Here is a 25,703-nt window from a genome sequence, read left to right on the forward strand (position 1 = left end):
CCACACGCGAGCGAAGGAACCACATGGCCTCCGAAGTCACCCTCCCCGCACTCGGCGAGTCCGTCACCGAGGGCACCGTCACCCGCTGGCTCAAGCAGGTCGGTGACACGGTTGCCGTCGACGAGCCGCTGCTCGAGGTCTCCACCGACAAGGTCGACACCGAGATCCCGTCCCCGGTCGCCGGCACGCTGCTGGAGATCAAGGCCAACGAGGACGACACCGTCGAGGTCGGCTCGGTCCTGGCCGTGGTCGGCGAAGAGGGCGAGTCGGCCGGCGACGCCTCCGGGTCGGCCGAGCCCGAGGCGCAGCCCCAGGACGACGCCGAGTCGGAGAAGAAGGCCGAGCAGGAGGAGCAGGTCGCCGAGGAGACCGGCGACCTCCCCGACGGCGACCAGACCCCCGAGTCGGAGAAGGACGACGCCCCCGCCCAGGAGGAGCCCGCTGCCGAGCAGGCGGCGTCCGGCGACTCGTCCGGTGGCTCGTCCGGTGGTGGGGGTGGCGGCGGTACGCCGGTGACCCTGCCCGCGCTCGGCGAGTCGGTCACCGAGGGCACGGTCACCCGCTGGCTCAAGCAGGTCGGTGACGAGGTCGCCGTCGACGAGCCGCTGCTCGAGGTCTCCACCGACAAGGTCGACACCGAGATCCCCTCCCCGATCGCCGGCACGCTGCTGGAGATCAAGGCCGCGGAGGACGAGACGGTCGAGGTCGGCGCCGAGCTCGCGATCATCGGCTCGGGCGACGCCGGGTCGGGCGCCACGTCGGAGCCGCAGTCGGCCGAGGCGCAGCCCAAGGACGAGGACAACGCCGAGAAGAAGGCCGAGCAGGAGCAGTGGATCGCCGACGAGAAGGGCGAGCTGCCCGAGGGTGACGAGACCCCCGAGTCGGCCAAGCAGGACTCCCCCGCAGCCCAGCAGGAGCAGCCGCAGGAGGTCGAGCCCGAGGCCAAGGGCGAGGCGCCCTACGCCCCAGCCCCGCAGGGCGAGCCCGAGCCGCAGCGCACCGACGCCGCCGCCCAGGCCCCCTCGGGCGGGTCTGGCTCGTCGTCCTCGTCGGCCTCGTCCCAGGGCGGCGGCCGCGACCAGTCGGCGTACGTGACCCCGCTGGTGCGCAAGATGGCCGACCAGCACGGCGTCGACCTCGGCTCGGTGCAGGGCACCGGCGTCGGTGGCCGCATCCGCAAGCAGGACGTCCTCGACGCGGCCGCCGCCGCCCAGCAGGCCAAGGCCCCGGCCGAGGCCCCCGCTGCCGCGCCGGCTGCTGCCGGTGCTCCCCCGGCCGCCAAGGCTCCGTCGTCGGCGTCGCCGTCGCCGCTGCGCGGCACCACCGAGCCGCTCTCGCGGCTGCGCAAGGTGATCGCCTCGCGCATGGTGGAGTCGCTGCACGAGGGCGCCCAGCTCACCCAGGTGATGGAGGTCGACGTCACCGTGATCGCCCGCCTGCGGGAGTCGGTGAAGGCCGACTTCCTGGCGCGCGAGGGCGTGAAGCTGACCTACCTGCCGTTCTTCGCCAAGGCTGCGATCGACGCGCTCAAGCTGCACCCCAAGCTCAACGCGGCGATCGACGCCGAGAAGGGCGAGGTCACCTACTTCGACCGCGAGAACATCGCGTTCGCGGTGGACACCGAGAAGGGCCTGCTGACGCCGGTCGTCAAGGAGGCGGGCGACCTGTCGATCGCCGGGCTGGCGAAGAAGATCGCCGACGTCGCCGAGCGCACCCGCACCAACAAGATCACCCCCGACGAGCTGTCGGGCGGCACGTTCACCATCACCAACCTCGGCAGCTTCGGGGCGCTCTTCGACACCCCGATCATCAACAAGCCGCAGGTCGCCATCCTCGGCCCCGGCGCCGTGGTCAAGCGACCCGTCGTGATCGACGACCCCAACCTGGGCGAGACGATCGCGGTGCGCCACATGGTCCACCTCTCGCTGACCTACGACCACCGCCTGGTCGACGGCGCCGACGCCGGCCGGTTCCTCCAGGAGGTCAAGAAGCGTCTCGAGGCAGGCCAGTTCGAGGTCTGATCCCCGCCTGATCCCGGTCGCACGACGCCCCGCCCACGCTCCGTGGGCGGGGCGTCGTCGTCCCCGGCGCGGCCGCGCGGTCCGTCATCCCGACCGGTACGCATGGCCTCGGGTACGCATGACGCAACGGGGCTCAGCCGGGAGAGCCCCGCGTTCGTCCGGCGGCCGTGTCGACCACGTCACAGCGGCGCGAGTCACACGAAAACGAGGCGCGCGATGTCGGTGCGGCGACGTACCGTCTGATGCTTGTGACGGTGACCGAGATGCAGACCCCCGCGGCACCGGCGACGACGTCCGCGACGGCCGGGCTGCCGCCGGGCCGGGTGCCCGTCGACTGGCGGCGCGTGCGGCGTCCGCTGACCTACCTCTGCTTCTCGATGTCCCTGCTGGGCGCCGTCGCCGCGTCCCTCGGCTCGATGGTCGCGGGCAGGCTCGCCGACAGCCCCACCGAGCGCCTCCTGGTGCTCCTGGCGCTGTGTGTGGTGGGCGGCGCGGTGATCGACACGGTCGCCAAGACCGTCTGGGCCACGATCTGCGACCGCGCCGAGGGCCAGCTCCGCGCCGACCTCCTCGACGCCGCGATGGCGCAGCCGCTGTCCGAGCTCTCCGAGCAGGCCGTGGGCGAGGTCCTCGACCGCATCGACGACGACACCTGGGAGGTCGGCCAGCTGATGCGCTGGGGCGTGTGGCAGGCCGCGCGCACCCTCCTCGCCTCCGGCCCGCTGTGGGTGGTCGCCTCGCTCACCTGGTGGCCGGCCGTCTTCCTCTTCCCGCTCACCGCCGTCGTCACGTTCGCCGTGATCCGCCGGCTGCTGCCGCTGGTCGCGCAGCGCAAGGTCATCGAGGAGGCCGCCTGGACCGACCACGCGGCGTCCACCGAGGAGGGCGTCGCCGCCCGCGACGACCTGCGCACCTCGCTCGGCCAGGCCCACGTCCTGCGCCGCAACGCCCACCTGGCGTCCGTCGTCCACCGCACCCTCGACGCTGTCCTGGCCGTCGAGGTGCGCATCACCCGCCGCAGCGGCGGCCTGCTCCACGGCGCCCTGGCCGCGGTCGGAGTGGTCGGGGTGGCGCTGGTGCTCTCCGGCGACCTGAGCACGGCCCGCCTGGTCACCCTCTTCCTCGTCACGACTATGTTCGTCGGCGGCGTCGACATGCTCGCGCGCCACCTGCCCGACCTCCAGGAGGGGTTCGGCGCGGTGCTGCGGCTGCGCGGGATGCTCGCCTCGCCGGCCGAGCCGACGGGCGGCCTGCCCGTGCCCGACGGGCCCCTCGACGTCGAGTTCCGCCACCTCGAGTTCAGCTACGGCACCGGCACGTTCGCCCTCCGCGACGTCGACCTGCTGCTCAGCGCCGGCCACACCTGCGCGCTCGTCGGTCGCACCGGCTCGGGCAAGTCGACGCTGGCCTCCCTGCTCTCCCGCGCGGTCGAGCCCCCGCCCGGCACCGTCTTCCTGGGCGGGATCGACGTCCTCGACCTCGACCTCCAGCAGCTGCGCTCCGCCGTCGGCGTGGTCACCCAGCGCACCGAGGTGCTGGCCGGCACGCTCGCCGACAACATCACCCTCTTCGCCGACGTCCCGCCCGCCGTGGTCGAGGCGGCCGTGGCCGAGCTCGGCCTGACCGACTGGGTGGCCGGCCTGCCCGAGGGCCTTGACACCGTCCTCGGCCCCGGCGGCACCAGCCTGTCGGCCGGCGAGGAGCAGCTCGTCGCGTTCGCGCGGCTGCTCGTGCGCGACGTCAGCGTCGTGGTCCTCGACGAGGCCACCGCCCGCATGGACCCCGTCACCGAGGCCCGCGTGGTGCGGGCCGCCGACCGGCTGATCTCCGGGCGCACCGGCATCCTGGTCGCGCACCGGCTCTCCACCACCGAGCGGGCCGAGCAGGTGGCGGTCCTCGAGTCCGGGCGCGTCGTCCAGCAGGGCCCCCGCGGCCGCCTGGCCGCCGAGGACGGGCCCTTCCGCGACCTCCTTGAGGCAGCGGCCCACGAGCCGGTCGTCGAGGAGCACCACCACGACGAGTCGACGATCGGGTCCGTGCGCCGCAGCACCACTCCCCCGGCGCCGCCCCGGCTCGCCCCGACGCCGAGCCTGGCCCGCCAGGTGCTCCACACGATCAGCATCCAGCCGCAGTGGGGCCTGCTCGGCGCGTTCCTCTTCCTCGCCTCGTCGCTGACCGGCGCGTTCGGCGCGGTCACGGGGTGGGTGTGGGGTCACATCGTCACCGACCTGCAGGCGGGCGAGCGGCCCACCCTGCTGGTGGTGGCCCTGGTCGCCTCGCTCCTCATCGGCCCGCTCCTGCTCGCCCAGGCGTTCCGCTCCTACCCGCATTGGTGGGTGGAGGTACGGCTGCGGGTGCGCGCCGCGGTGCTGCACGGGCAGACCGCGCAGCGCCGGCTGCTCCGCACGCCGCCCGGCGAGGTCGTCGCTCGCACCATGGACGCCGACCGGCTGGCCCGCTACACCGACCGCTGGGTCGACTTCGTCAACGGTCTCGTCGTCGCGCTGGTGACCGCGCTCATCGCCCAGACCTGGCTCGCCGGCGCGGTCCTGCTGACGGTCATGGTCGCCTCGGCGCTGGCCTCCACCCTCGGGCGCCGGGTCGCCGGCCGCTCGGCCGCGGCCGCGTCGACGGCCCGCGCGCGGTTCGGCCAGTCGCTCGTCTCCGCCCTCGAGTCGGCCCGCACGGTCAAGCTGGCCGCCGCCACGCCGCAGGTCCACCAGCACCTGCGCGCCGTCGACGGCGGTCGCGTCGACGCCGCCGTGCGCGAGCACCGCGTCCAGGCCCTCCTCGACGGCGTTCCCGTCGTGATGGTGCAGTGCGGCGTCGTGGCCGCCTGGGCAGGGCTGCTCACCGGCCGCTGGGAGCTCGCGACCGCACTCCTCGTGGCCAACGCCGTCAGCGGCTTCGACTGGTTCGGCCGCGTGGCCGGGTCCGTCGTCACCGAGGCCCCCGGCACCCGCGCGTGGATGAACGCCACCAGCGAGCTCGCCGGCGGCGGCGACCTGATGGACCTGCCGCAGGGCGTCGACCTGGTCCGCGGCACCGGCCCGGTGCCCGCTGCGGCGCACCGCGAGCCGCTGCGCACGCTGACCGTCCGCGGGCTGTCGGCGATCCACGACGACGGCACGCTGGGCGTCGAGGGCGTCGACCTCGACGTGCAGGCCGGCGAGCTCGTGCTCCTGCTCGGCCAGGTCGGCTCCGGCAAGTCGAGCCTGCTCGGCGCGCTCGCCGGGCTCGTCGGCAGCACCGGCGAGATCCGCTGGAACGACCGGCTCGTCGACGACCCGCAGATCGCGCTGCGCCCCGGCCGGGTGGCCCACGTCGCTCAGGTGCCGCGGGTGCTCTCCGGCACGTTCACCGACAACGTCGCCCTCGACCACGCCGACAGGTCGGTGATGCCCGCCCTCGAAGCGGCCCGCATGGGGCGCGACGTCACCGAGGCAGGCGGCCCCGACGCGCTCGTCGGCCACCGCGGCGTACGCCTGTCCGGTGGGCAGGTGCAGCGCCTCGCGCTGGCGCGGGCGCTGGCCACCGAGTCCGACGTGCTCCTGGCCGACGACGTGTCGTCCGCGCTCGACGCCGCCACCGAGATCGAGCTGTGGCAGGCGCTGCGCGCGCGGGGCACCGCCGTCGTGGGCGCGACCAGCAAGGCGGCCGCGCTCGCGCAGGCCGACCGCGTCGTGGTGCTCGACGCGGGCCGGGTGGTCGACCAGGGGCCCTGGCGCGAGCTCGCCGGGCGCTGGGCCCACCTGGCCGGCTGAGACGCGGCCCACGGCCGTCCCGGCGCACCGCCTGCGGGTCCGTCGCGGTGCCCCTCATGCGGTCACGGCGGCGTCGGCGCGGCTTGTGGCCCCATGGTTGGGTGGGGACATGCGCGTCGTCATCGCCGGTGCCTCGGGATTCCTCGGCACCCACCTGTCCGACCACCTCCGGGTGCACGGGCACGAGGTGACCGCCCTCGTCCGCAGCGAGCCGGCCTCCGCGCACCAGTCGCGCTGGGACCCGGCCGAGGGCGTGATCGACAAGGAGCTCGTCGGGCGCGCCCATGCGGTGGTCAACCTCGCCGGGGCGCCCATCGCCGGCAACCCACACTCGAGGAAGTGGGCGGGCGAGGTGCTCGACTCCCGGGTCTCCACCACCCGCCTGCTCGCCGAGACCATCGCGGCCTCCGAGCGCCCGGCGGCCTTCATCGCCGGCAACGGCATCGCCTGGTACGGCGACCACGGCACGTCGGCGGTCACCGAGGACACGCCCAGCGCGGGCGACACGTTCCTCACCCGGGTCTCGCACGCGTGGTCGGCCGCCGCCGACGCGGCGCGTGAGGCCGGGGCGAGGGTGTGCGAGCTGCGCACGGCCCCCGTCATGGACCGCACCTCCCCGCCGTTGAAACAGCTGCGCCTGCTCTTCCAGGCCGGCTGTGGCGCCCGGCTCGGATCCGGCGAGCAGTTCATGCCGATGATCTCGCTGCGCGACTGGATCGGGGCGGTGAGCTACCTCATCGAGTCGCGCGACGTGTCCGGGGCATTCAACCTCTGCTGCCCCCGCACGCCCACCAACGCCGAGTTCACCCGCGCGCTGGCCACGGCGCTGCACCGCAAGGCGTTCCTCGCCGTCCCCGCGCCGCTCATGCGCCGCGCCGCCGGCGACCTGGCCCCCGAGCTCCTCGGCTCCGTGAACGCCCGGCCCGCCGCGCTCGAGCGCGCGGGCTACGACTTCGAGGACGAGGACGTGCGCGAGGTGCTGGCGGCCGCGCTGTCCTGAGCGCGGCCTCCGTCGCGCACCTGTGCCACCAGCCACCTCCCGTCCTCCCGCACCAGCACCACCCGTCGCATCGACGGGCGCCCGGCGGGCAGCGCGACCGGCGTCCCGGCACCGACGGCCGTACCGCCCACAACGCGGTCGGTCACGGCGAACTCCCACCGCCCGTGCGACCGGGCGACCACCCGCAGCGCCAGCACCTGCGTCGTCAGCCCTTCGACCCGCAGCCCTCTGCGGCGGTAGTCGCGCAGCAGGCTGACGTCGGCCGCACCGGCGCCGCCGGCGTACAGCCCCGCGAGCGCCTCGGCGTCCCCCGTCGCCCACGCGGCCGCCCGCTCCGCGTCCCACGCGGCCAGCACCGCCGCAGGGCCGGTGCGCTTGGTCGTGCTGGCTGCGGTGTCCCGGACCTCGTTCTCCGAGCCGGACCGCGGACCGGCCGCCGGGCCGCCCGGGTCGGGACGCGCCAGCACCACCACCAGGGTCGCGACGACCAGGGCGCAGGCCACGGCGGTGAGCGCAGGCAGCAGGCGGCGCGGGTCCATCCCGCCAGCGTGCCGGATCCGCGACCCGCCTGCAGGCGTCATCCACAGCCCCCGTCCTCCTGCGGCCGCTCGGCGCCGACGCCCCCCGCCAGCCCACCCCCACCACGGCGTGCGGCGTACGCTCGGCACATGCCGCCCGAGCACGCCGCCACCACCGCGCTGGACTTCGAGGTCGCCGGGCTCGGCGACGACGCCGTCGACTACCTGGCCGCGTGGGAGCTCCAGCGTCAGGTGCACGAGCACGTCGTCGCCGGCGACCGTCCCGGCACCGTGCTGCTGCTCGAGCACCCGCCGGTCTTCACCGCCGGCAAGCGCACCGACCCGCACGAGCGTCCGCTCGACCCCGGGGGCGCCGACGTCATCGACGTCGACCGCGGCGGCAAGATCACCTTCCACGGGCCCGGCCAGCTCGTCGGCTACCCGATCGTGGCGCTGCCCGACCACGTGAAGGTCGTCGACTACGTGCGCCGGGTCGAGGAGGCACTCATCGCCGTGTGCACCGACCTCGGCGTCACCACGGCCCGCATCCCGGGCCGCAGCGGCGTGTGGCTGCGTGCGGACGACCGCGGCCCGGAGCGCAAGATCGCCGCCATCGGGATCCGCGTCAGCCGCGGGGTGACGATGCACGGCTTCGCGATCAACTGCGACGTCGACCTCGGCTGGTACGACCGCTTCGTCCCCTGCGGGATCGCCGACGCCGGCGTGACCTCGCTGTCGCAGGAGCTCGGCCGCGACGTCACCGTCGCCGACGTCCTGCCCGCCGTGCGCCGCCACCTGGCGACGTACCTGTCGTGGCAGCCCTACGAGGCCACCCCCGACTACGACGCCCGCCCCGAGCCCGGCCGCGGCCCGCGGATCCAGCTCGTCACACCCGGTCGCTGACCGGCGCGTCCCAGAGCGCACCCGCATTCGGTCCTGCCATAGTCCACTCCCACGTGGAGGCGCCCGGTCGGCTCCCGGGAGGGGGCGTCGTGGCGAGCACGGCCAGTGGCGAGCTGGTGATCCAGACCAGCGGGCTGCGCAAGGAGTTCACCGGTCCGCGCGGCACCCGCGTCGCCGTCGCCGACCTGGACCTCGCGGTGCCCCGCGGTGGCGTGCACGGCTTCCTCGGACCCAACGGGTCGGGGAAGACCACGACCATCAGGATGCTGCTCGGGCTCGCCAGGCCCACCGCGGGGACGATGTCCCTCTTCGGCACCCCGGTGCCGCAGCGACTGCCGGAGGTCATGGGCCGCGTCGGCGCCGTCGTGGAGTCGCCCAAGTTCTCCCCCACGCTCTCCGCCCGGCAGAACCTGCTCCTCCTCGCGGGGTCGGTCGGCATCGGCCGGGACGTGGTGGACGACGCGCTGGTGCGAGTCGGGCTCGGCGAGCGGGCCGACGAGCGCTACAAGTCCTACTCCCTCGGCATGAAGCAGCGCCTCGCGATCGCGGCGACCCTGCTCAAGTCGCCCGACCTGCTGATCCTCGACGAGCCGACCAACGGCCTCGACCCCGCCGGCATCCGGGAGATCCGCGAGCTGATCCGCGGCCTCGGCGAGGCGGGCGTGACGGTGCTGCTGAGCTCCCACATCCTGGCCGAGGTGCAGCAGGTCTGCACCAGCGCGACCATCATCGGCAACGGCCGGATGCTGACCTCGGGCAAGGTCGAGGACCTGCTCGGGCGTACGTCCTACCGGCTGCGCGTCGCCGACCCGGGCGCGGCCCGCGCCGCGCTCGAGGCGGCGGGCATGAGCGTGCGACGGGACGCCGACTCGCTGGACGTCGTCACCGACGAGACCGGCGACCGGATCACGCGCCTCCTGGCCGAATCCGGTCTCTACCTGTCCGAGCTCACCCCGGTCCGTGCCGACCTCGAGACGATCTTCCTCGAGCTCACAGCCGACGACCAGATGGGCCTCGCGCCGACGCCGGAGGAGGTTCGATGAGGCTGCTGAGGGTCGAGCTGGACCGGCTGCGCTGGCGACGGGCCGTCGTCGTGCTGCTGGTCGCGTGCGTCGCCCTGCCCCTCGTCCTGCTGGCCGGCTACGCGTGGGAGACGCGCCCGGTGAGCGACGCGGACATCGCGCAGGCCAAGGAGCGCGCTGCGCTGGACGCCGACCAGCCGTGGGTGGCCGAGGAGCTCGCCGCCTGCGAGGACGACCCCGAGATGTACCTCGGCCCCGACGGGGTCGCGGCCGGCTGTGCCGACGCGATCACACCCCGCTACGAGAACTACCTCTTCCGCAGCACGCTCGAGCTCGGCACGCTGCGCACCGAGGTGGGCGCGGCCGCGATCACCATCCTGACCGGGCTGCTCATGCTGATCGGAACGACGTACGCCGGCCATGACTGGAACACCGGCTCGATGAGCAACCAGCTGCTGTTCGAGCCCCGGCGGCTGCGACTGTGGGCCGCCAAGGGTGCTGCCGTGCTGCTCACCGGCGTCCTGGTCGGAGCGGTCGTGCTGGCGGCGTTCTGGGGCCTGGCGGCGCTGCTCGCGTCGAGCCGTGACGTCACGGCGGCGCCCGGAGACTGGGACGCGATCTGGGCGACCCAGGCGCGCGGCGTCCTGGCCATCGGCGTGGGCGGCCTCTTCGGCTACGCCCTCACAATGCTGTTCCGCAGCACGGTGGCGACCCTGTCGCTGATGTTCGGGGTCGCCATCGCCGGGTCGATGCTCCTCGTCGCGATCCTCGGCGACGGCGCGGTCCGCTGGCTGCTCCCCACCACCTTCATGGCCTTCGTGCTGGGCGACTTCTCCTACTACGACCCGTCGGCGTGCACCCAGTTCGCCGACGGTTCGGTGAGCGGCGACTGCCAGCGGGTGCTGTCCGTGGCCGACGGAGGGGTCGCGCTCGCGGTGCTCGTCGGGGTGGCGGTCGTGCTCTCCCTGTGGTCCTACCAGCGCCGCGACGTGCCGTGAGCCGCACGCGCGGTCCTGGTTGGGGAGGCTCGGAGCCCCGTCGTAGAGTGGCAGGTGTGACGACTGCTCCCGCACCCGAAGGACGCAAGCTCCTCCGACTGGAGATCCGCAACGCCGAGACTCCGATCGAGCGCAAGCCGGAGTGGATCAAGACGCGCGCCAAGATGGGCCCCGAGTACACCTCGCTGCAGAACCTGGTGAAGTCCGAGGGGCTGCACACCGTGTGCCAGGAGGCCGGCTGCCCCAACATCTTCGAGTGCTGGGAGGACCGCGAGGCCACCTTCCTCATCGGCGGCGACCAGTGCACCCGCCGCTGCGACTTCTGCCAGATCGACACCGGCAAGCCGCAGCCGCTCGACCGCGACGAGCCGCGCCGCGTGGCGGAGTCGGTGCAGAAGATGCAGCTGCGCTACGCCACCATCACCGGCGTCGCGCGCGACGACCTGCCCGACGGCGGTGCCTGGCTCTACGCCGAGACGGTGCGCGCGATCCACGAGCTCAACCCCGACACGGGCGTGGAGAACCTGATCCCCGACTTCAACGGCAAGCCCGACCTCCTCCAGGAGGTCTTCGAGTCGCGGCCCGAGGTGCTGGCCCACAACGTGGAGACGGTGCCGCGGATCTTCAAGCGGATCCGCCCGGCGTTCCGCTACGACCGCTCCCTCGACGTCATCACCCAGGCCCGCGACTTCGGCCTGGTGACCAAGTCCAACCTGATCCTCGGCATGGGCGAGACCCGCGAGGAGGTGAGCCAGGCGCTGCGCGACCTGCACGAGGCGGGCTGCGAGCTGATCACCATCACGCAGTACCTCCGCCCCTCCCCCCGCCACCACCCCGTCGAGCGGTGGGTCAAGCCGGAGGAGTTCGTCGAGCTGAAGGCCGAGGCCGACGAGATCGGCTTCGCCGGCGCCCTGTCCGGCCCGCTGGTCCGCTCGTCCTACCGCGCCGGACGCCTGTACGGTCAGGCGATGGAAGCGCGCGCCGCCGCCACCGCCTGACAGCATCACCGCTCCACCTGTCGAAGCACCTGTTGAACACCTGACCGGACAAGGCCACCTCATGTCGACCCCCGCCACCACGCCCACCTCGCGCCGTGGGCAGATCATGCAGACCTACCAGATGGCCAAGCGGAGCGACCCGCGCCTGGGCCTGATCGTGATGGGCGTGTTCGTGCTCGGCGCGGCCCTCGGCTTCGCCGTGATGTGGGTGCTGCCGGGCGACGGCCTCCTCGGCTGGATCATGTCCGTCGTCGGCGCCGTGCTCTTCGGCGCGCTCCTCGCGCTGCTCGTCTTCGGCCGCCGCGCCCAGAAGGCGGCGTACACCCAGATGGAAGGCCAGCCGGCCGCGGCCGCGGGCGCCCTGCAGATGCTGCGTCGCGGGTGGAAGGTCGACCCGGTCGTCGGGTTCACCAAGCAGCAGGACGTCGTGCATCGCGTCGTCGGTCCGCCCGGCATCGTCCTCGTCGCCGAGGGCTCCAGCCCCGCCCGCGTCCGCCAGCTGCTCGCCACGGAGCACAAGAAGCACGAGCGCGTGGCCTACGGCGTGCCGATCCACGAGGTCGTGTGCGGTCGCGGCGAGGGCGAGGTGCCGCTGCCCAAGCTGGTGCGCCACGTCCAGAAGCTCGGCCGCAACGTCAAGCCGGCCGAGATGACCGACATCCTCCAGCGGCTCAAGGCCCTCGACGCCCAGCGCGGCAAGCTCCCGCTGCCCAAGGGCCCGATGCCGACGTCGATGAAGGGCATGCGCTCGCAGCAGCGCGGACGCTGACCGCTCGGGTCAGAGCCTGACGGTCCGCGTGCCGGCGGCGACGTCGTGGAGCCCGCGGCCGTCGTACGTCAGCAGCGGCGGTAGGAGCAGCGCGACGAGCACCGAGCGGACGAGCGCACGCAGCAGCGACACCGGCCGACCGGAGCCGTCCGACCTCACCACCCGGAGCCGGGTGGCGAGCTTGCCGAACGACCCGCCTGCCAGGGCGGTGAACACCGCCGACTCGAGGACGAAGAGCACCAGCGTGCCGATGCCGTTGGGGTTGGCCTCGAGGACGCCGGCGGCGACGAGGCCCTCTACCACGGCGAGGCACGCGATCCAGTCGACGACGAGCGCGAGGACGCGCCTGCCGAACGTGGCTGACTCGAGCTCCGGTGTTACAGCGCTGGTCACGAACCCAGCCTAGGAGGCCCGAGCGGCGGCCCATCGGCCGGTCACCTGTTACACGGGCGAAACAATCGGGATACGGTCAGGAAACTGCTCCCCCCTAGCGTGGCGGCACGGTGCAACGAGGCTCCGCTCCCCAACGCAGCAATCGACGTGCGCGCGCCGCCGTCAAGGAGGAACCGAATGTTCAACAACTCCGATGAGCTCCTGAAGTTCATCAAGGACGAGCGCGTCGAGATGGTCGACGTGCGCTTCTGCGACCTTCCCGGCGTGATGCAGCACTTCACGGTGCCCGCCGGCGCGTTCGGTCCGGAGGTGTTCGAGGACGGCCTCGCCTTCGACGGCTCGTCCATCCGCGGGTTCCAGGCCATCCACGAGTCGGACATGTCGCTGCTGCCCGACCCGACCACGGCCTACATCGACCCCTTCCGCACCGCGAAGACGCTGGTCATCAACTTCTTCATCCACGACCCGATCACCGGCGAGGCCTACAGCCGCGACCCGCGCAACATCGCCAAGAAGGCGATGGCCTACCTCGCCTCCACCGGCATCGGCGACACCGCCTACTTCGCCCCCGAGGCCGAGTTCTACGTCTTCGACGAGGTCCGCTTCGCCACCTCCGCCAACGAGGGCTTCTACCGCGTCGACTCCGAGGCGGGCGCGTGGAACTCCGGCGCCGCCGGCACCGCCGACCGCCCCAACCGCGGCTACAAGGTGAAGTACAAGGGCGGCTACTTCCCCGTCGCGCCCTACGACCACTTCGGTGAGCTGCGCGACGAGATGGTCAAGGAGCTCGAGGCGTCCGGCCTCTCCGTGGAGCGGGCCCACCACGAGGTCGGCACCGCCGGCCAGGCCGAGATCAACTACCGCTTCGACGAGCTGCTCAAGGCCGCCGACGACGTGATGAAGTTCAAGTACATCATCAAGAACGTCGCCTGGCGCAACGGCAAGACGGCCACCTTCATGCCCAAGCCCATCTTCGGCGACAACGGCTCGGGCATGCACGCCCACCAGTCGATCTGGAAGGACGGCGAGCCGCTGTTCTACGACGAGACCGGCTACGCCGGCCTGTCGGACATGGCCCGCTACTACATCGGCGGCATCCTCAAGCACGCCCCGTCGCTGCTGGCGTTCACCAACCCCACGGTGAACTCCTACCACCGCCTGGTGCCGGGCTTCGAGGCGCCGGTCTCGCTGGTCTACTCCCAGCGCAACCGCTCGGCCTGCGTGCGCATCCCGATCACGGGCGCCAACCCCAAGGCCAAGCGCATCGAGTTCCGCTGCCCCGACCCGTCGGCCAACCCCTACCTCGCGTTCTCCGCGCTGTTGCTCGCCGGCATCGACGGCATCCAGAACAAGATCGAGCCGCCGGCCCCGATCGACAAGGACATCTACGAGCTGCCGCCGGACGAGATGGCCGACATCGCCCAGGTCCCCACCTCGCTCGGCGCGGTGATGGAGAACCTCGAGCGGGACCACGAGTTCCTCACGGCGGGCAACGTCTTCACGCCCGACCTGATCGAGACCTGGATCGACTACAAGCGCACCAACGAGATCCTCCCGATCCAGCTGCGGCCCCACCCGCACGAGTTCGAGCTCTACTACGACATCTGAGCCGCGCTGAGCGCCGACCTGCGGGTTTGTCCCGTAATCGACGCCTGACCTGCGAAAACGTCCCAAGACACCTTCTGTTGTCTTGGGACGTTTTCAGTTGTCTTGTGGCATGAATGTGGCATGAACGGGGCGACCGCGCGCGGTCGGATCCACTGAGGGTTGGTTCGTTTGCGTAGACATGACGTCGTCGTCGTCGAGTCATACTGCCCTCATGCCGAAGTTCGCGTCGGTCGACGACTACCTCGCATCGCTTCCCGCTGAACAGAGGGAGGTGGTGGAGGAGATCGAACGGCGGGTGCTGCTGGTGGTGCCCGGCGCAGATCGTGTCATGCGCTACGACATGCCGACCTGGCAGGTCGAAGGCGTTTCCCTCGTCCACGTGGCGGTATGGAAGCAGCACGTCTCGCTCTATCCCGTGCCACCGGCAGGCGACTCTGATTTGGACGCCGACCTCGCGCCTTACGCCGGAGCCAAAGGCACGCTCAAGCTGCCGTACCCCCACGTCGACTACGCACTGATCGAGCGGGTCGTGCGCCGGCTGAACGAGACCCGCTCTTCGAAGTAGCGGAGCAGCTCCCCGTAGTCCACGTGCAAGCGGGACCGCGACGCCCGCACCTCGTCAGAGGTGCTGCATTCCGCCGCCTGTCGGCGCAGCTCGATCATCCGGACATGCCGAGATCCGTAGCGCCTCAACCGCGAGATCCGCCGACGCACCGACGTCGTCGGCATCTTCCCCGACCGCGCATCAGTCATCCGACTCGCCGGGGCCGTCCTGGCCGAGCAACACCACGAATGGGCCGAAGGGCGCCGCTACCTCGGACTCGACGTCCTCACCCGATCACAAGCCCTCGACACCACCACCGACGAGGAGACGAACGAACCAGCCCTTCAGGCCATCACGGCCTGACCCACCAACAACGAGAGATCACCCGTCGCACACCACCTCACCGGACTTGACCTCCTGGTCGAGCTGCCCCCGGCTAGGTTCGGCGCATGGGCCGGGTCGCGACGGACGGTGTTCACGTGTCTGGAACCCGCCGGTTTCCGGGCGAGGGTGGCGGCGAAGAACGGCGTTGGACGGGCGCCTCCTTGCACGGGGTGCCGAGGGACTGCACGTAGGAAAGACGGCCACCGGCACAGTGAGCAGCACCGCAGACACCACCAGAAGCACGAAGTCATGAAGTCTCTGAGAAATCCCCTGCTGAGGATTCAGTCACCGCGTGCATGGGTAGAACGCTTGGGGACGGACTCGGGCAGGGGGCACATCGTGGACCAGGTGCAGGTGATGCACGCGGCCTTCGCGAAGGCCAAGGACGACGTGCACGACGCGGCGGAACGGCTGCGCACGGACCGCAACCAGATCGACGGACGCGTTCGCGGGTTCCTGAACGCCGGCTGGTCCGGTGAGGCGGCCGAGTCGTTCTCGGAGGCGTGGGAGGAGTGGAAGGAGTCCGCCGGCGAGGTTCTCACGGGGCTGACGGCTATGCGGGAGCTCCTTGATGAGACCCACCGCGACTTCATCGCCTCGGACGACTCCTCCCAGCAGCGCCTCGATGCGCTGTCGGCGCGCATCATCGACAGGCTGGGCTGAGCCGTGGCCGGACGCATCTTCACCATCGACACCGACGACCTCGACGCCGTCATCTCGGATGTCCAAGCGACCGAAACCGCTCTCGAGACGTTGACGAACGATATCGAGCGGCAGGTCGCCGCCCTGCAGGCCGTGTGGGAGGGCTTGGCCGCTGAGGCGCAGGCCGAGGCTCACAAGACGTGGGAAGAGGGCATGCGGGGCATGCGTGCCGCCCTCGCCGAGCTTCGGGCCTCGGCCAGGAACGCCCACACCAACTACACCGGAGCCGCGGACGCCAACGTGAAGATGTGGGAGTCGTTCTCATGAGGATCGAGGTCGACTCCGGCGGCTACACGAGCGCCGCGACCTCGCTGGAGGCCGCCAACGGTCTCGCAGCCGACGCCTACGAGACGTTGACCGGCAAGCTCGGCGGGTTCGGCGGCATGGGCGGCGACGACAAGTCGTCGGAGGACTTCGTCCCCAACTACGACTCCGGTGCCGCCGCCGCGGTGACCGCCATCGCCGACCTCGTCACGGCGCTCGGGACCCTGGCCATCATCGCCGAGGCCTCGGGCGCCAACCACGCCGACGCGGACGCCGGATCGGTCCACGGGAAGAGAGGCGGCGGGGCTGGTGCGATCGAAGAGGTCGACCCGGTCGAGGTCGCCCCCTACACCCCACCGACGGCGTCGGGGGCGAACGCGGAGGACACCCCGCAGTTCTGGGACGTCATCCTCGACTACCTCGAGGGCTACGCATGGCCAGGCGCCGACACCGGCCGCCTCGGTCAGGCCGCGTCGGCATGGGACGCGGCGGCGTCGTCCCTGGACGGCCTGAGGGCGTACTGCGAGGTCGCCACGACCCAGTTGGGCAACCAGCGTTCGCCTGAGATCCCGGCCGCGAAGAAGGCCGTCGGGGAGGTGAAGCAGGCCGCTGCCGACATCGCTGGCGCCTGCCGGGAGCTCGCGACCGCGTGCCGTGACTACGCGAACCAGGTCGAGGAGACCAAGAGCACCGTCAAGGGCCTGATGAAGGACCTCGCGATCGAGGTCGGCGCCACCGTGGTCGTGGCCGGCATCGGGTCGTTCTTCACCGCCGGCGCCGCTGCCGGCGGAGGTGCCGCGCTCATCGCGGCACGAGCCGCCAACTACGCCCGCCGGGTGATCACCGCACTGGCGGCCATCCGCGCGGTCCGGGCGGTGTTCACCATCGTCCGCACGGTCGACAAGCTCACCGACGTCACCCGCGTCCTGCGCAAGTTCCGCTCCGCCCGGGCGATGCGGCGCCGCCCCACGGGGAAGCTGCCCGACAAGGGCAAGCCGAACTCTTACGGCTACGACGCCAAAGGCAACCGCCTGCCCTACGCGAACTCACGTCCCGATTACGGCAAGGGTCAGGTCGAGGAGGTCTGGGAGAACGCCAAGGACGCCAACGGCGACGTGTGGGTCCTCGACAAGGACGGCAACCGCGTCAAGATCGACTGGAAGCCCGGAGACCCTCAAAAGGGCGTATGGGACATGGGGCACCTGCCCGAACAGGAGTACCGCAAGCTCCGCGACGAGTACCTGTCCGGCAAGATCTCCAAGGAGGAGTTCTTGCGCCGGTACCGCGACCCGGACAACTACGAGGTGGCGCATCCGGGCCGAAATCGCTCGCATGTGGACGAAGCACCATAGCCAGCACACAACGCCGATAGCCACGCCAGAGAGGTAGGCCGAGCACGAAATGGGTCTGTTCAACCGCAGCAAGCCTCGCGACACCGACGCCCTCTACGCTGCGCTGACGCACGGCACCCTTGCCGAGCTCGAGCAGGTGTACGAGCCGGCTTGGGTCAATTACGAGTTCGAGTCAGGCACGCCGCTCACGTTGGCGTTGACCAACAAGGACACGACTCAGCGGGTCGCGATCGCCAACCGGCTCCTCGACGACGGCGCGGACGTGCGCAACGGACGACCGCTGCACGTCCTGCTCGGGCGCAACCAGCACGACTTCGAGGCCGAAGCGCCCCTGCTCGAACGCATGCTGGACGCCGGCGCGGACGTCAATGAGGTGAGCGCCAAGTTCGGCACCCCACTGGAGACCATTGCCGCGAAGTTCAAGTTCAGCGACGTCGACCTCACCCCGTTCTACGACGTTCTGCTCGCCCGTCCCGACCTCGACCTGCTGCAACAGAGCATGGACGGACGCACGGTGTTGGGAAACCTACGGAAATGGGCGGGCGGGCGCGGTGAGCTCGTCATCCGTGCCGAGCAGACCCTCACCGACCGCGGCATCCCCGTCCCGCCGCCAGAGCAGTAGCCCAGACCCGACCACGCGAAGGAACCCATGTCGATCGAGTTCATCCCCGGCGCCGGCGCCTGCCTGGTGTCCAAGAACGTGCTCTCCGGCGCCGGGCGCATCAAGTGGATGGTCCGCGAGGAGTCCCGCGCCGCCGCCGACAACGGCTGGCGGATCTTCTCCCACATCGACACCACCGACTACCTCCACGACGCGAACAACCTCGTCATCACCGACTTCAACTCCGTGTGCGAGCTCGAGCCGGCCCTCATCGGTATCTGGAACCTCCCCGTGGGCTCCGACCTGCAGATCGTCGATGAGGGCAACGGCATCGAGATCGTCAACACCGCCACCGGCCGACCTGTGCCCGCCGACCAGCTCTACGTCCCCGGGACCTGACATGACCTGGCCGCCCCAAGGCTCCGGAGAGGACCCGGCAAGCGACCGGGAGGACGAGTTCTTGGCGTTCACCGGCGACCAGGCGTCCGCGGCTCGCCTGCGCGCGAACCTGAACCGCATCGCAGCCGACCATCCCGACACGGGCATCTCATCCATCGTTGGCGAGGTCCTCGCTGGTCGCCGGCCCATCCGCGACCTCGCCGACGACCCAGAGTTCTCCGACGTCATCCAAGCTGGCATGGACGACTACCGCGACTACCTTGCGTCCTTGACGCCCGAGGAGCGGGCCGAGATGGTTGCGAACGCGAAAGACACGGCCAGCGCAGCGGAGTGATGACCCCCGCCGGAGAGGATCGACCGACCGGCCCCCGCCGAGCGCGCTCGTACGGCACACGGAGGGTGACCGCGTGCTCAGCACGGTCGAGCATCGGCGGTGTGCTCCAACTGCACACCGGTGGGTACGCACCCTTCGTGACCGGTGCTCAGCCGACCTTTGTGATGGTGATGAGGTGGGTCTCGATTCCTGTTTCGGTCTCGTTGAGGGGCGTCATCTGGACCTGCACCCGGTGTCGACCGGGTGCGACCTCTACGGAGCCGATCTCTTCGAGATCGAACGAAGTGAAGGTGACGGAACCGGTTCGTGTCTGCAACTCGAACTGCCCGGCGCCACTGACCCCCGGCGGCTGGTCGCTTTCGCTGTAGCGAACGTCCAGGTGCACGTCACCGGCGGACCCTACGTCGTTGCCCACGCACAGCACGAATGCGCCACGATCGACTGCCATGACGGTCCCACCCGCAGGGAACTCGGGCGGACTGGGAAAGTCGTCGGCGTACGGGTCGAGGTCGTCACCGGGCCAGATGCTGTAACCCCCGTAAAGCAGCAATGCATCGAACTGGGTGTCCACTGTTGTGTTCCTGCCTCTAGGCGCTTGGGTCGGCGAAGACGTAGAAGTTGTCGCCGTTGAGTACCCGGGCGATTTTGAGGAACTTCGAGATGAGCCCGCCCTGCATCGAATTGGCTGGTTGCGGTACATACTTCACGCTGCACCCTGTGGGCGAAGCGCACCCTTGGACGGTCTTGTTGAACGGGTACTCGTCGCACTCCTCGGTGCCCTGTCGGGGCCTGAGACCTCTGCACCGTCGATCCTTCTCTCGCATGTTGGCGCGGGCGCGACTGGCGGTCGAGTCGCGGGTGACAGGATCTGCGGTGAAGGCCATCCCTGGATACCCGCTCGCCAGCGCATCGGCCATGTGTCTTGGTGACAGGGCGCACCACATCTCTGTCTTGTGCTGTCGGCGCAATGTCCATGATGTCGAAGACGGGTGTGTACGTCTCTGCAACGCACCCGGTTGTGCGGGTACGGCCTGCTCTCATCTGGTCGCTGTTGTCGCATCTGACGCTAGGCAGTGGGAGTTCCCCGACTGGTCCGACTCCGTCGTCTGCTCCCGCGCGTTCGGTGCCCTTGAAGGTGAATCGGTACCCACTGCTGACGTTCGTCCGGCCCCCCGTAGACGGAAGGCCTCGCACGACGGTGCTGATGTCGATCCACGACGACGCCTCGCCCTCGTCCAAGGGTTCGGTGACTCCGGTAAGAGAAGAGGAGGAGCAGTCCAGGCTTCCCGGGGGTGGGTCAAGGCACTGCTGCACCCGATCTACGACCAACCCGACTCGGATGCGGTCCACGCCCAGTTCGACCGCGTCGTCGACGCCCTGGCCGAGCAACACCACGAATGGGCCGAAGGGCGCCGCTACCTCGGACTCGACGTCCTCACCAAGGGCCGACTCACCCTCATCACCAGCAACCACTCCGAGGAGGACGCCACCAGCGCTGCCACCAGCGCCTGAACACCATCAACGACGAATCACCGTCGTACACCACCTCACGGGACTTGACCCTTGCCTGCTGGCACGTCAAGGAGCGCTCCAAGACCGCGAACACCTCACCGGTGTGCCGCATATATTGGCGCGGAGCGTGTTAGGTGGCAGGAGCGGATCATCACCTCCGCGGAACGCAGGGGCCGAGCCCGAGTCGTAAGCACCCGCCGGACAGACCGCGTCCCGGACCGAAACCGGCACGTCTCCGCCGCGGCTCAATCCCTACGCGTGCGGCCCGATCGACACCGTGCCGACGGTGAGCTCGGGCCGGGCCTGCTCCACCTCGCCGAGCCGGGCGACCTCCACTTCGAGCGCAGCGCCCTGCGCCTTGGTCAGTCGGCGCAGCGGCTCCACGGTCACCGCGACCCGGCGCCCCGATCTCCGCTGGTGCCATACCCCGCCGACCACCCCGTCCAGGAGCAGCACCGGGTAGTTGCCGGCCTGGCTGCGCGCCAGGGCCCGCTCGGCGGCCCGCCCGGGGAAGAGCAGCGCCCGTGGCTGCGACCCGACCTGGAAGGCGTCGAAGTACGGCAGCAGCCGCAGCGCCGGCGGCTCCGGGGCCTCGAAGTCGGTGTCGCCGCGCCAGACCCAGGCCGGCTCGCCTTCGAGGTCGACCTCGTCGAGGTCGGCCCGCGCGAACAGCGCCCGGGTCCAGGCCGGGGTGGTGGCCAGCCAGCGGGCGAGGTGCTCGGGCGTGGCCGGGCCGTACGCCGCCAGGTAGGCCCGAAGCAGCCGCAGCTGGGCCTCCTCGGCGTCCGGCAGGGTCAGCACGTCCGTCCACCGCGACGGGCTGGCGTAGGCGACCTTGCGGCCGCGGCTGGGACCGAAGCAGAGCACGCCCCGGTGACCCGCGGCGCCCAGCGCTTGGCGCCAGCGCGGCCAGAAGCCGCCGAAGGCAGGCATCGACTCCTCGGCGGCCCAGGGGCCGCAGGCTCGGGCGAGGTGGGCGTCGAGCTCCTCGGTGGTCCGGTCCCCCTCCCGCAGCGCCTCGTCCAGAGCAGCGAGCACGGCCTCGGTCTGGTCGGCCGTGAGCCGCACGCCCTCGGCGTGGCCGCCCTGCGCCGGCACCGAGCCCAGCGCGGCCAGCCACCAGCCCAGGTCAGCGGCCGGGAGCAGGTGCACGGTGCCGCGCGGGCCGAAGGTCTTGACCAGCGAGCGCTCCTCCCACAGCGCCGCCGCCACGTCCTCGCGCGTCGCGCCCGCGACCCGCAGCCCGAGCGACAGCTCGGCCGCCGAGCCGACCTGGGCGTGCACGCCGGCCATCGCCGCGGCCGCCTCCGGCAGCGAGCCCAGCGGCTCTGTGAGCCCGTGCCGAGCCAGCCGGCGGGCGTTGGCGGCCGCGAACCCGGTCACGTCGCCAGGGCCTTGCGGCCTCTTTCGGTTCATCTCTCCGTGGTCCTTCCGCCGGGCATTCGGCAACTGGGCTGTCTGCAACTCGCGTCGCCGCCTGCCGAAGACGCTGCCCGGATGACCGCGAGGAGGTCGTCTCGTTCGTCCGCGCCGATGAAGGCGGCGCCGGCAGCGGTCTCCGTCAGCTGCCGCAGGTCAGCCAGGCCGATCTGCTGGTGTTCGGCCAGCAGCTCGAACTCGCGGCTCAACGTGGTCTGGCTCATGGTCCGGTTGTCGGTGTTGATCGTGACCTTGAAGCCCAGCCGCGCCAGCCGGACCGCCGGGTGCTCCCCGAAACTGGCGACGGCGCCGGTGTGCACGTTCGAGGACGGTGACGTCTCCAGCACGATCCCGTGCTCAAGTACGTAGGTTGCCGTGTGGCCCAGCATGTCGCCGTCGATGTCCTCGACGATCCGGACTCCGTGGCCGAGGCGCTGCGCATGGCAGAGCTCGGCCGCGGCCCGGATGGACTCGACACCGTCGCCTTCGCCGGCATGGATGGTCACGTGCCGCCCGGAGCCGAGGATGCGGTGGAAGATCGGCGCGAACGGGTCCGGGGGGTTGCCCGCTTCGGGGCCGGCGATGTCGAACGCGACGACCAGCGGGTCGCTCGTCGCCTCGAACGTGGCTGCGGCCTCGGCGACACGACCGCGGTCGCGGCTCCCCGACACGATGACCCGGACGTCGATCGAATGTCCCTGCGAGCGTGCCTCGGCGACACCGTCGCGGGTGCCTGCGACTACCGCGTCGAGGGTCTCAGTCATGGACAGCCCGTCGCGCAGGTGCAGGTCCGGGGCGAAACGGGTCTCGGCGTAGACGACCCCGTCGGCAGCGAGGTCTTCCACGTTCTCGCGGGCTACTCGGGCCAGTGCCGCGCGCGACTGCATCACCCCGAACGCCGGGGCGAACCCGGAGAGGTAGTCGGGGAGCGACTGCGTGAAGCGCGCCCGTCCGAACCACGCCGCCAGCTCGACAGGATCATGGGTCGGGAGGTCGAGGTATCCGGTCTGCTCGGCGAGCTCGACGACGGTGGCCGGGCGGATGCCGCCGTCGAGATGGTCGTGGAGGAGGACCTTGGGGAAGGCACGGATGTACTCCGCGAACTTCTCCCGCTCGGCCCGCTCGGCCCGCTCGGCCCGCTCGGCCCGCTCGGCCCGCTCGGCCCGCTCGGCCCGCTCGGCCCGCTCGCCCCGCTCGGCTCGCTCGGTGTTCATCGGGTGGCTCCTATCGCTCGTCACAATGATGCAGCCGGTCCTGACATGGCGGGTCCTCGATTCATGGATGCTCTGAGCCGGCGCTTCGCCGCGCCGGCCGCCACGACCGGTGGCCCGAAAGGCCAGTGCCGCACCGGTCGTTGTAGTCGAGAACGCTACGCGCGAGATCACTTGTCTGACAAGTGGTTTGCGTTTATCAGGTGAGAGAAGGAGGCGGGCTGGTCGTCGCCGCTACGAGGGTCCGCGGTGACCACAGGTCGGCGAGGCGCAGCCACAGGTCGTCGTGGCGTGTCGAGGTGACGCTCCGCAGGCTGCGCCCTTCGGGGTGCCGGCGGATTCGTCCCGCCGAGCGTCCAGACGTGGCGACCTCGACGCGGGCCTCCTCGGCTGCGAACAGCTCGGGCCACACGGCGTACGCGACCGCGCCGACGTCCCATGCGTAGTACTCCCGGAAGCAGACCAGGGAGTACGCCTGGCTGCAGACCTGGGCCGCCGGCTCGTCGCCGGCCCTGACCCGGTGGAGGAACTGCGGGTCCAGCCGCAGCTCATTGGTGACGTCGAGCGGCAGCATCGTCAGCTCGAGGGGCGAGTCGAAGACCGTCGCGACGGCTTGAGGGTCCCAGTAGGCGTTCCACTCGGCCGACCCGTCGTGGCCGAACTCGCGGTTCGGATCGACGTTCCCCGCCACGTCGAGCGCGCCGCCCATCCATACGACCTTGCGGATGCGCGAGAGCAGGTCGGGCCGGGTCGTGCACAGGTGCGCGAGATTGCTCAGTGGTCCCGTGGCCACCACGGTCACCGGTTCCGCGCTGCGCTCGAGGACGTCGATCAGGAGCCCTTCGCCGGTCAACGCGGGGACCGCACCCGAGGGCGGCCGGCCGCGGTTGAGGGCGGGCAGCTCGTTGAGCACGTAGGCGTCTCGCCGCCACTCCGCGGGGAATGCGTTGACCGCGCGCTGGGCGGAGAGCGCGACGGGAACCTCGTCGGCGTCGAAGGTGCTGCACAGCTTTCTAGTCGCCGCGAGCGCCGGTTCGCCGTAGCAGTCGCCGTCGGTCACGATCACCGCGGCCACGTCGAACTGGGGCACGGTCAAGGCCAGGAGCACAGCGACCAGGTCGTCGACGGACCCGTCGTGATCCAGGACGACCGGCAGCCTCGGGCCGGACGCAGCGGGGCCGGTCACCGCGGGCGGAGCCTCTGCACGTGGAAGCTGAAGTCGGTTCCGCGGTGGTAGTCCTTCGACAGCAGGATGGGCGTCCCTCCGCTTCCGGTGTGCTCCTGGGCCAGCAGCAGCCACGCGAACCCTGACGGCTGACCGATGCGCTCGCACATGGCGTCGTCGAGCGTGACGGCCGAGACCTCGGCCATCGCGAAGCTGATCAGGTGCCCCTCGTCTGCGAGCAGCTGGAAGAGCGAGCCCGTCCAGTCCACCTCGGAGATGCGCCGTTCGACCAGTGCACGGTTGAACACGTCCTGGCTGTAGACGACCGCGTCGTTCTCGTGCGTGCGGAGCCGCTCGAGGCGGATGACTGTGTCGCCTGCCGCGAGGCCCAGGCTGGTGCGCTCGTCGGCGGTCGGCTCGTCGAGGCGGACGTCCAGCACCCGGTTGTCGAGCGGGTAGCCGCGGCTGGCCATCATCTCGGTCACGCCTTCGAGCACGGTCAGCGGCCGTTGCAGGGCTGGGCGCATCGTGACGAAGCGGCCGCGGCCTTGCTGCGACTGCACGATGCCGTCCTGCTCCAGCAGCTGGTAGGCCTCGCGCACCGTGGTGCGGCCGACCGAGAACTCCTTCATGAGCTGGGACTCGCTGGGCACCTTGTCGCCGACGGTGAGTCCCTTGGTGACGATGAGGGAGTGGATCTCGTCTCGCAGCACCCGAGGCAGCGACTTGGCGTCCGAGCGTTTCGCAGATCCTGGGGTGGCCGACCTGGTGGTGCTCACTCGTGACCTCGTCGTCCTTGTCGCTGAAGTGCCTTGACGGACGACCCACGACCGCCCTGCACGACAGGTTATCGTACTTGTCAGATGAGTACGAGTAGCGCCACAGCGCCCCGGCGCTGCCCGCGGAGTTCACGGCGTTGTGCTGGGCGCGTGGCGGAGCCGGCCTAGCGAGGAGCAGACGCTTCTCGACGCCGGCAGCGCGCCGCTCACCTGCCGCCAGCTTCCGCGGGACCTCGCCTGAGGGCTACATCGATCTGTCGCGCGAACCCTGCCCTGCGCAGTCTCGACCCGGACGTAAGATCGCCAACAGACTTTTCGGCAGGGCGCCACGGGCACGTGGCACGGGCGCAGGTCAGGAAGGTCTGGCGGCGGCTCTGGCTGCGCGGCGGCGATCGACGAAGGCACGCTGCTTGTGGATCGCGCCGCAAGCTGCCATGGAGCACCAGGTTCGCGAGCCGTTCTTGGTGGCGTCGTAGAACGGCGTCCGGCAGTTCGCTTCGCGGCAGACCTTCATCCGCTGCCAGTCCCCGTCGCGGGCGAGGACCGGTGCGGCGAGGACTCGGGTGAGGCAGCCGGCGACGCCCTCGCTGGACGGCTGCAAGGTCGGGGCGCCGTCGAAGGTGACGGTCAGCTGCAACCTGCTCGCCACATCGGCCAGCGCCGCGATGGCTTCTTCGTCTCCTGGCTGCTCGGCGGTGTTGTGACGCGCCAGCAGGGCGCGCAGCCCTTCGCGGACGGTGCGCGCCACCATCAGGTCCTGCGACGAGACGCCCCGCTCCGTGACGGCGCCGCCGTGCTCGCGGCACCACCGGGCGAGATCGCGCGGCGACTGGAGCCGTTCGTCACCGCCGCCTGCCAGGTGGCCGTACCAGGTGCTGACCAGGTCGCGCACGAGCCCGAGCGGTTCAGGCGGCTGCGGGCCGGGCGGCCAGGACTCTGTCACGTCGATCATCTTTCCACCAAGCGGTCTCGACTGGGTGTAGCGGAGGTGGCCGTTCCCGGCCCCAGGCCCGTCTCACAGGAAGGCTCCCGAGGGTGAGACG

Annotated in this window: 25 protein-coding genes and 2 pseudogenes; 18 read left to right on the forward strand and 9 right to left on the reverse strand. The window is 71.1% G+C overall.

All coding sequences use genetic code 11. The annotated features are described in order from the left end of the window. The first annotated feature begins 23 nt into the window (after positions 1-23). The 3 genes from sucB (at position 24) to AC4H2S_RS11860 (ending at position 6,785) form a co-directional block, all read left to right on the forward strand. Positions 24-2,021, forward strand: coding sequence for a 2-oxoglutarate dehydrogenase, E2 component, dihydrolipoamide succinyltransferase (gene sucB, locus AC4H2S_RS11850; protein WP_491497182.1), 1,998 nt, complete (start codon positions 24-26; stop codon positions 2,019-2,021). 263 nt (positions 2,022-2,284) lie between these two features. After that, the gene (locus AC4H2S_RS11855) at positions 2,285-5,785 is read left to right on the forward strand and encodes an ATP-binding cassette domain-containing protein (RefSeq protein WP_491497375.1); all 3,501 of its coding nucleotides are present in this window, start codon (positions 2,285-2,287) and stop codon (positions 5,783-5,785) included. A 109-nt stretch (positions 5,786-5,894) separates the two neighbouring features. Continuing rightward, the gene (locus AC4H2S_RS11860) at positions 5,895-6,785 is read left to right on the forward strand and encodes a TIGR01777 family oxidoreductase (RefSeq protein WP_491497183.1); all 891 of its coding nucleotides are present in this window, start codon (positions 5,895-5,897) and stop codon (positions 6,783-6,785) included. Here AC4H2S_RS11860 and AC4H2S_RS11865 read toward each other — a convergent pair. Beyond that, positions 6,731-7,324, reverse strand: coding sequence for a hypothetical protein (locus AC4H2S_RS11865; RefSeq protein ID WP_491497184.1), 594 nt, complete (start codon positions 7,322-7,324; stop codon positions 6,731-6,733). The genes AC4H2S_RS11860 and AC4H2S_RS11865 overlap by 55 nt on opposite strands. Before the next feature lie 129 nt (positions 7,325-7,453). On the opposite strand from AC4H2S_RS11865, the gene lipB reads away from it, so the two are divergent. The 5 genes from lipB to AC4H2S_RS11890 all read left to right on the forward strand — a co-directional run bounded on the left by lipB (position 7,454) and on the right by AC4H2S_RS11890 (position 11,993). Further along, on the forward strand, positions 7,454-8,206 hold the full coding sequence (lipB, locus tag AC4H2S_RS11870) for a lipoyl(octanoyl) transferase LipB (protein WP_491497185.1): 753 nt from the start codon (positions 7,454-7,456) through the stop codon (positions 8,204-8,206). 89 nt (positions 8,207-8,295) lie between these two features. After that, positions 8,296-9,249 (forward strand): ABC transporter ATP-binding protein, encoded by a 954-nt coding sequence (locus AC4H2S_RS11875; RefSeq protein WP_491497186.1) that lies wholly within the window; start codon positions 8,296-8,298, stop codon positions 9,247-9,249. Continuing rightward, positions 9,246-10,226, forward strand: a complete 981-nt coding sequence (locus tag AC4H2S_RS11880; protein WP_491497187.1) for a hypothetical protein — start codon at positions 9,246-9,248, stop codon at positions 10,224-10,226. Before AC4H2S_RS11875 ends, AC4H2S_RS11880 begins: the two co-directional genes overlap by 4 nt. Positions 10,227-10,282: 56 nt before the next feature. Further along, positions 10,283-11,224 (forward strand): lipoyl synthase, encoded by a 942-nt coding sequence (gene lipA / locus AC4H2S_RS11885; protein WP_491497188.1) that lies wholly within the window; start codon positions 10,283-10,285, stop codon positions 11,222-11,224. A 61-nt stretch (positions 11,225-11,285) separates the two neighbouring features. Beyond that, complete coding sequence (locus AC4H2S_RS11890; RefSeq protein WP_491497189.1) at positions 11,286-11,993, forward strand: DUF4191 domain-containing protein; 708 nt, start codon at positions 11,286-11,288, stop codon at positions 11,991-11,993. A 9-nt stretch (positions 11,994-12,002) separates the two neighbouring features. Here AC4H2S_RS11890 and AC4H2S_RS11895 read toward each other — a convergent pair whose 3' ends face one another. Further along, positions 12,003-12,386 (reverse strand): RDD family protein, encoded by a 384-nt coding sequence (locus tag AC4H2S_RS11895; RefSeq protein WP_491497190.1) that lies wholly within the window; start codon positions 12,384-12,386, stop codon positions 12,003-12,005. 177 nt (positions 12,387-12,563) lie between these two features. Between AC4H2S_RS11895 and glnA the strand changes: the two genes are divergently transcribed. The 9 genes and pseudogenes from glnA to AC4H2S_RS11940 all read left to right on the forward strand — a co-directional run bounded on the left by glnA (position 12,564) and on the right by AC4H2S_RS11940 (position 18,574). After that, positions 12,564-13,994, forward strand: coding sequence for a type I glutamate--ammonia ligase (glnA, locus tag AC4H2S_RS11900; RefSeq protein WP_491497191.1), 1,431 nt, complete (start codon positions 12,564-12,566; stop codon positions 13,992-13,994). Positions 13,995-14,205: 211 nt separating this feature from the next. Then, entirely contained in the window at positions 14,206-14,559 is a 354-nt protein-coding gene (locus tag AC4H2S_RS11905; RefSeq protein ID WP_491497192.1) for an iron chaperone, read from the forward strand. 120 nt (positions 14,560-14,679) lie between these two features. Beyond that, a pseudogene (locus tag AC4H2S_RS11910) lies at positions 14,680-14,901 on the forward strand (transposase); the annotation flags it as partial. A 360-nt stretch (positions 14,902-15,261) separates the two neighbouring features. Next, positions 15,262-15,585 carry a WXG100 family type VII secretion target gene (locus AC4H2S_RS11915; protein ID WP_491497193.1) on the forward strand — a complete coding sequence of 108 codons (324 nt, stop codon included), beginning with the start codon at positions 15,262-15,264 and terminating at the stop codon, positions 15,583-15,585. A gap of 3 nt (positions 15,586-15,588) precedes the next feature. Beyond that, positions 15,589-15,891 (forward strand): WXG100 family type VII secretion target, encoded by a 303-nt coding sequence (locus AC4H2S_RS11920; RefSeq protein ID WP_491497194.1) that lies wholly within the window; start codon positions 15,589-15,591, stop codon positions 15,889-15,891. Next, a complete protein-coding gene (locus AC4H2S_RS11925; RefSeq protein ID WP_491497195.1) occupies positions 15,888-17,240 on the forward strand; it encodes an HNH/ENDO VII family nuclease in 1,353 nt (450 codons plus the stop codon). Before AC4H2S_RS11920 ends, AC4H2S_RS11925 begins: the two co-directional genes overlap by 4 nt. A gap of 49 nt (positions 17,241-17,289) precedes the next feature. Further along, positions 17,290-17,862, forward strand: coding sequence for an ankyrin repeat domain-containing protein (locus AC4H2S_RS11930; protein WP_491497196.1), 573 nt, complete (start codon positions 17,290-17,292; stop codon positions 17,860-17,862). 27 nt (positions 17,863-17,889) lie between these two features. Then, positions 17,890-18,240 carry a DUF2185 domain-containing protein gene (locus tag AC4H2S_RS11935; protein WP_491497197.1) on the forward strand — a complete coding sequence of 117 codons (351 nt, stop codon included), beginning with the start codon at positions 17,890-17,892 and terminating at the stop codon, positions 18,238-18,240. 61 nt (positions 18,241-18,301) lie between these two features. Next, positions 18,302-18,574, forward strand: coding sequence for a hypothetical protein (locus tag AC4H2S_RS11940; RefSeq protein WP_491497198.1), 273 nt, complete (start codon positions 18,302-18,304; stop codon positions 18,572-18,574). Positions 18,575-18,722: 148 nt separating this feature from the next. Here AC4H2S_RS11940 and AC4H2S_RS11945 read toward each other — a convergent pair whose 3' ends face one another. Both AC4H2S_RS11945 and AC4H2S_RS11950 read right to left on the reverse strand, forming a co-directional pair. After that, positions 18,723-19,145 (reverse strand): hypothetical protein, encoded by a 423-nt coding sequence (locus AC4H2S_RS11945; RefSeq protein WP_491497199.1) that lies wholly within the window; start codon positions 19,143-19,145, stop codon positions 18,723-18,725. Positions 19,146-19,161: 16 nt separating this feature from the next. Then, on the reverse strand, positions 19,162-19,491 hold the full coding sequence (locus tag AC4H2S_RS11950) for a NucA/NucB deoxyribonuclease domain-containing protein (RefSeq protein WP_491497200.1): 330 nt from the start codon (positions 19,489-19,491) through the stop codon (positions 19,162-19,164). A gap of 373 nt (positions 19,492-19,864) precedes the next feature. On the opposite strand from AC4H2S_RS11950, the pseudogene AC4H2S_RS11955 reads away from it, so the two are divergent. Continuing rightward, positions 19,865-20,086 (forward strand): annotated as a pseudogene (locus AC4H2S_RS11955) (hypothetical protein); the annotation flags it as partial. Between the two features lie 252 nt (positions 20,087-20,338). Here the strand turns inward: AC4H2S_RS11955 and AC4H2S_RS11960 are convergent. The 5 genes from AC4H2S_RS11960 to AC4H2S_RS11980 form a co-directional block, all read right to left on the reverse strand. Further along, entirely contained in the window at positions 20,339-21,469 is a 1,131-nt protein-coding gene (locus AC4H2S_RS11960) for a winged helix DNA-binding domain-containing protein (RefSeq protein ID WP_491497201.1), read from the reverse strand. Between the two features lie 29 nt (positions 21,470-21,498). Further along, positions 21,499-22,890 carry an adenosine deaminase gene (gene add / locus AC4H2S_RS11965; protein ID WP_491497202.1) on the reverse strand — a complete coding sequence of 464 codons (1,392 nt, stop codon included), beginning with the start codon at positions 22,888-22,890 and terminating at the stop codon, positions 21,499-21,501. Between the two features lie 25 nt (positions 22,891-22,915). Then, positions 22,916-23,902, reverse strand: a complete 987-nt coding sequence (locus AC4H2S_RS11970; RefSeq protein WP_491497203.1) for a nucleoside hydrolase — start codon at positions 23,900-23,902, stop codon at positions 22,916-22,918. Continuing rightward, positions 23,899-24,660 carry a GntR family transcriptional regulator gene (locus AC4H2S_RS11975; RefSeq protein ID WP_491497204.1) on the reverse strand — a complete coding sequence of 254 codons (762 nt, stop codon included), beginning with the start codon at positions 24,658-24,660 and terminating at the stop codon, positions 23,899-23,901. Before AC4H2S_RS11975 ends, AC4H2S_RS11970 begins: the two co-directional genes overlap by 4 nt. 352 nt (positions 24,661-25,012) lie before the next feature. Continuing rightward, positions 25,013-25,612 (reverse strand): CGNR zinc finger domain-containing protein, encoded by a 600-nt coding sequence (locus tag AC4H2S_RS11980; RefSeq protein ID WP_491497205.1) that lies wholly within the window; start codon positions 25,610-25,612, stop codon positions 25,013-25,015. Positions 25,613-25,703: the final 91 nt, after the last annotated feature.

The sequence above is a fragment of the Nocardioides sp. Z13_37 genome (genome assembly GCF_058355585.1).

Coding starts and splice junctions, on each gene's coding strand:
- sucB (WP_491497182.1), top strand. CDS start 24: ATGGCCTCCGAAGTCACCCTCCCCGCACTCGGCGAGTCCGTCACCGAG.
- AC4H2S_RS11855 (WP_491497375.1), top strand. CDS start 2,285: ATGCAGACCCCCGCGGCACCGGCGACGACGTCCGCGACGGCCGGGCTG.
- AC4H2S_RS11860 (WP_491497183.1), top strand. CDS start 5,895: ATGCGCGTCGTCATCGCCGGTGCCTCGGGATTCCTCGGCACCCACCTG.
- AC4H2S_RS11865 (WP_491497184.1), bottom strand. CDS start 7,324: ATGGACCCGCGCCGCCTGCTGCCTGCGCTCACCGCCGTGGCCTGCGCC.
- lipB (WP_491497185.1), top strand. CDS start 7,454: ATGCCGCCCGAGCACGCCGCCACCACCGCGCTGGACTTCGAGGTCGCC.
- AC4H2S_RS11880 (WP_491497187.1), top strand. CDS start 9,246: ATGAGGCTGCTGAGGGTCGAGCTGGACCGGCTGCGCTGGCGACGGGCC.
- AC4H2S_RS11890 (WP_491497189.1), top strand. CDS start 11,286: ATGTCGACCCCCGCCACCACGCCCACCTCGCGCCGTGGGCAGATCATG.
- glnA (WP_491497191.1), top strand. CDS start 12,564: ATGTTCAACAACTCCGATGAGCTCCTGAAGTTCATCAAGGACGAGCGC.
- AC4H2S_RS11905 (WP_491497192.1), top strand. CDS start 14,206: ATGCCGAAGTTCGCGTCGGTCGACGACTACCTCGCATCGCTTCCCGCT.
- AC4H2S_RS11925 (WP_491497195.1), top strand. CDS start 15,888: ATGAGGATCGAGGTCGACTCCGGCGGCTACACGAGCGCCGCGACCTCG.
- AC4H2S_RS11930 (WP_491497196.1), top strand. CDS start 17,290: ATGGGTCTGTTCAACCGCAGCAAGCCTCGCGACACCGACGCCCTCTAC.
- AC4H2S_RS11935 (WP_491497197.1), top strand. CDS start 17,890: ATGTCGATCGAGTTCATCCCCGGCGCCGGCGCCTGCCTGGTGTCCAAG.
- AC4H2S_RS11950 (WP_491497200.1), bottom strand. CDS start 19,491: ATGGCCGATGCGCTGGCGAGCGGGTATCCAGGGATGGCCTTCACCGCA.
- AC4H2S_RS11980 (WP_491497205.1), bottom strand. CDS start 25,612: ATGATCGACGTGACAGAGTCCTGGCCGCCCGGCCCGCAGCCGCCTGAA.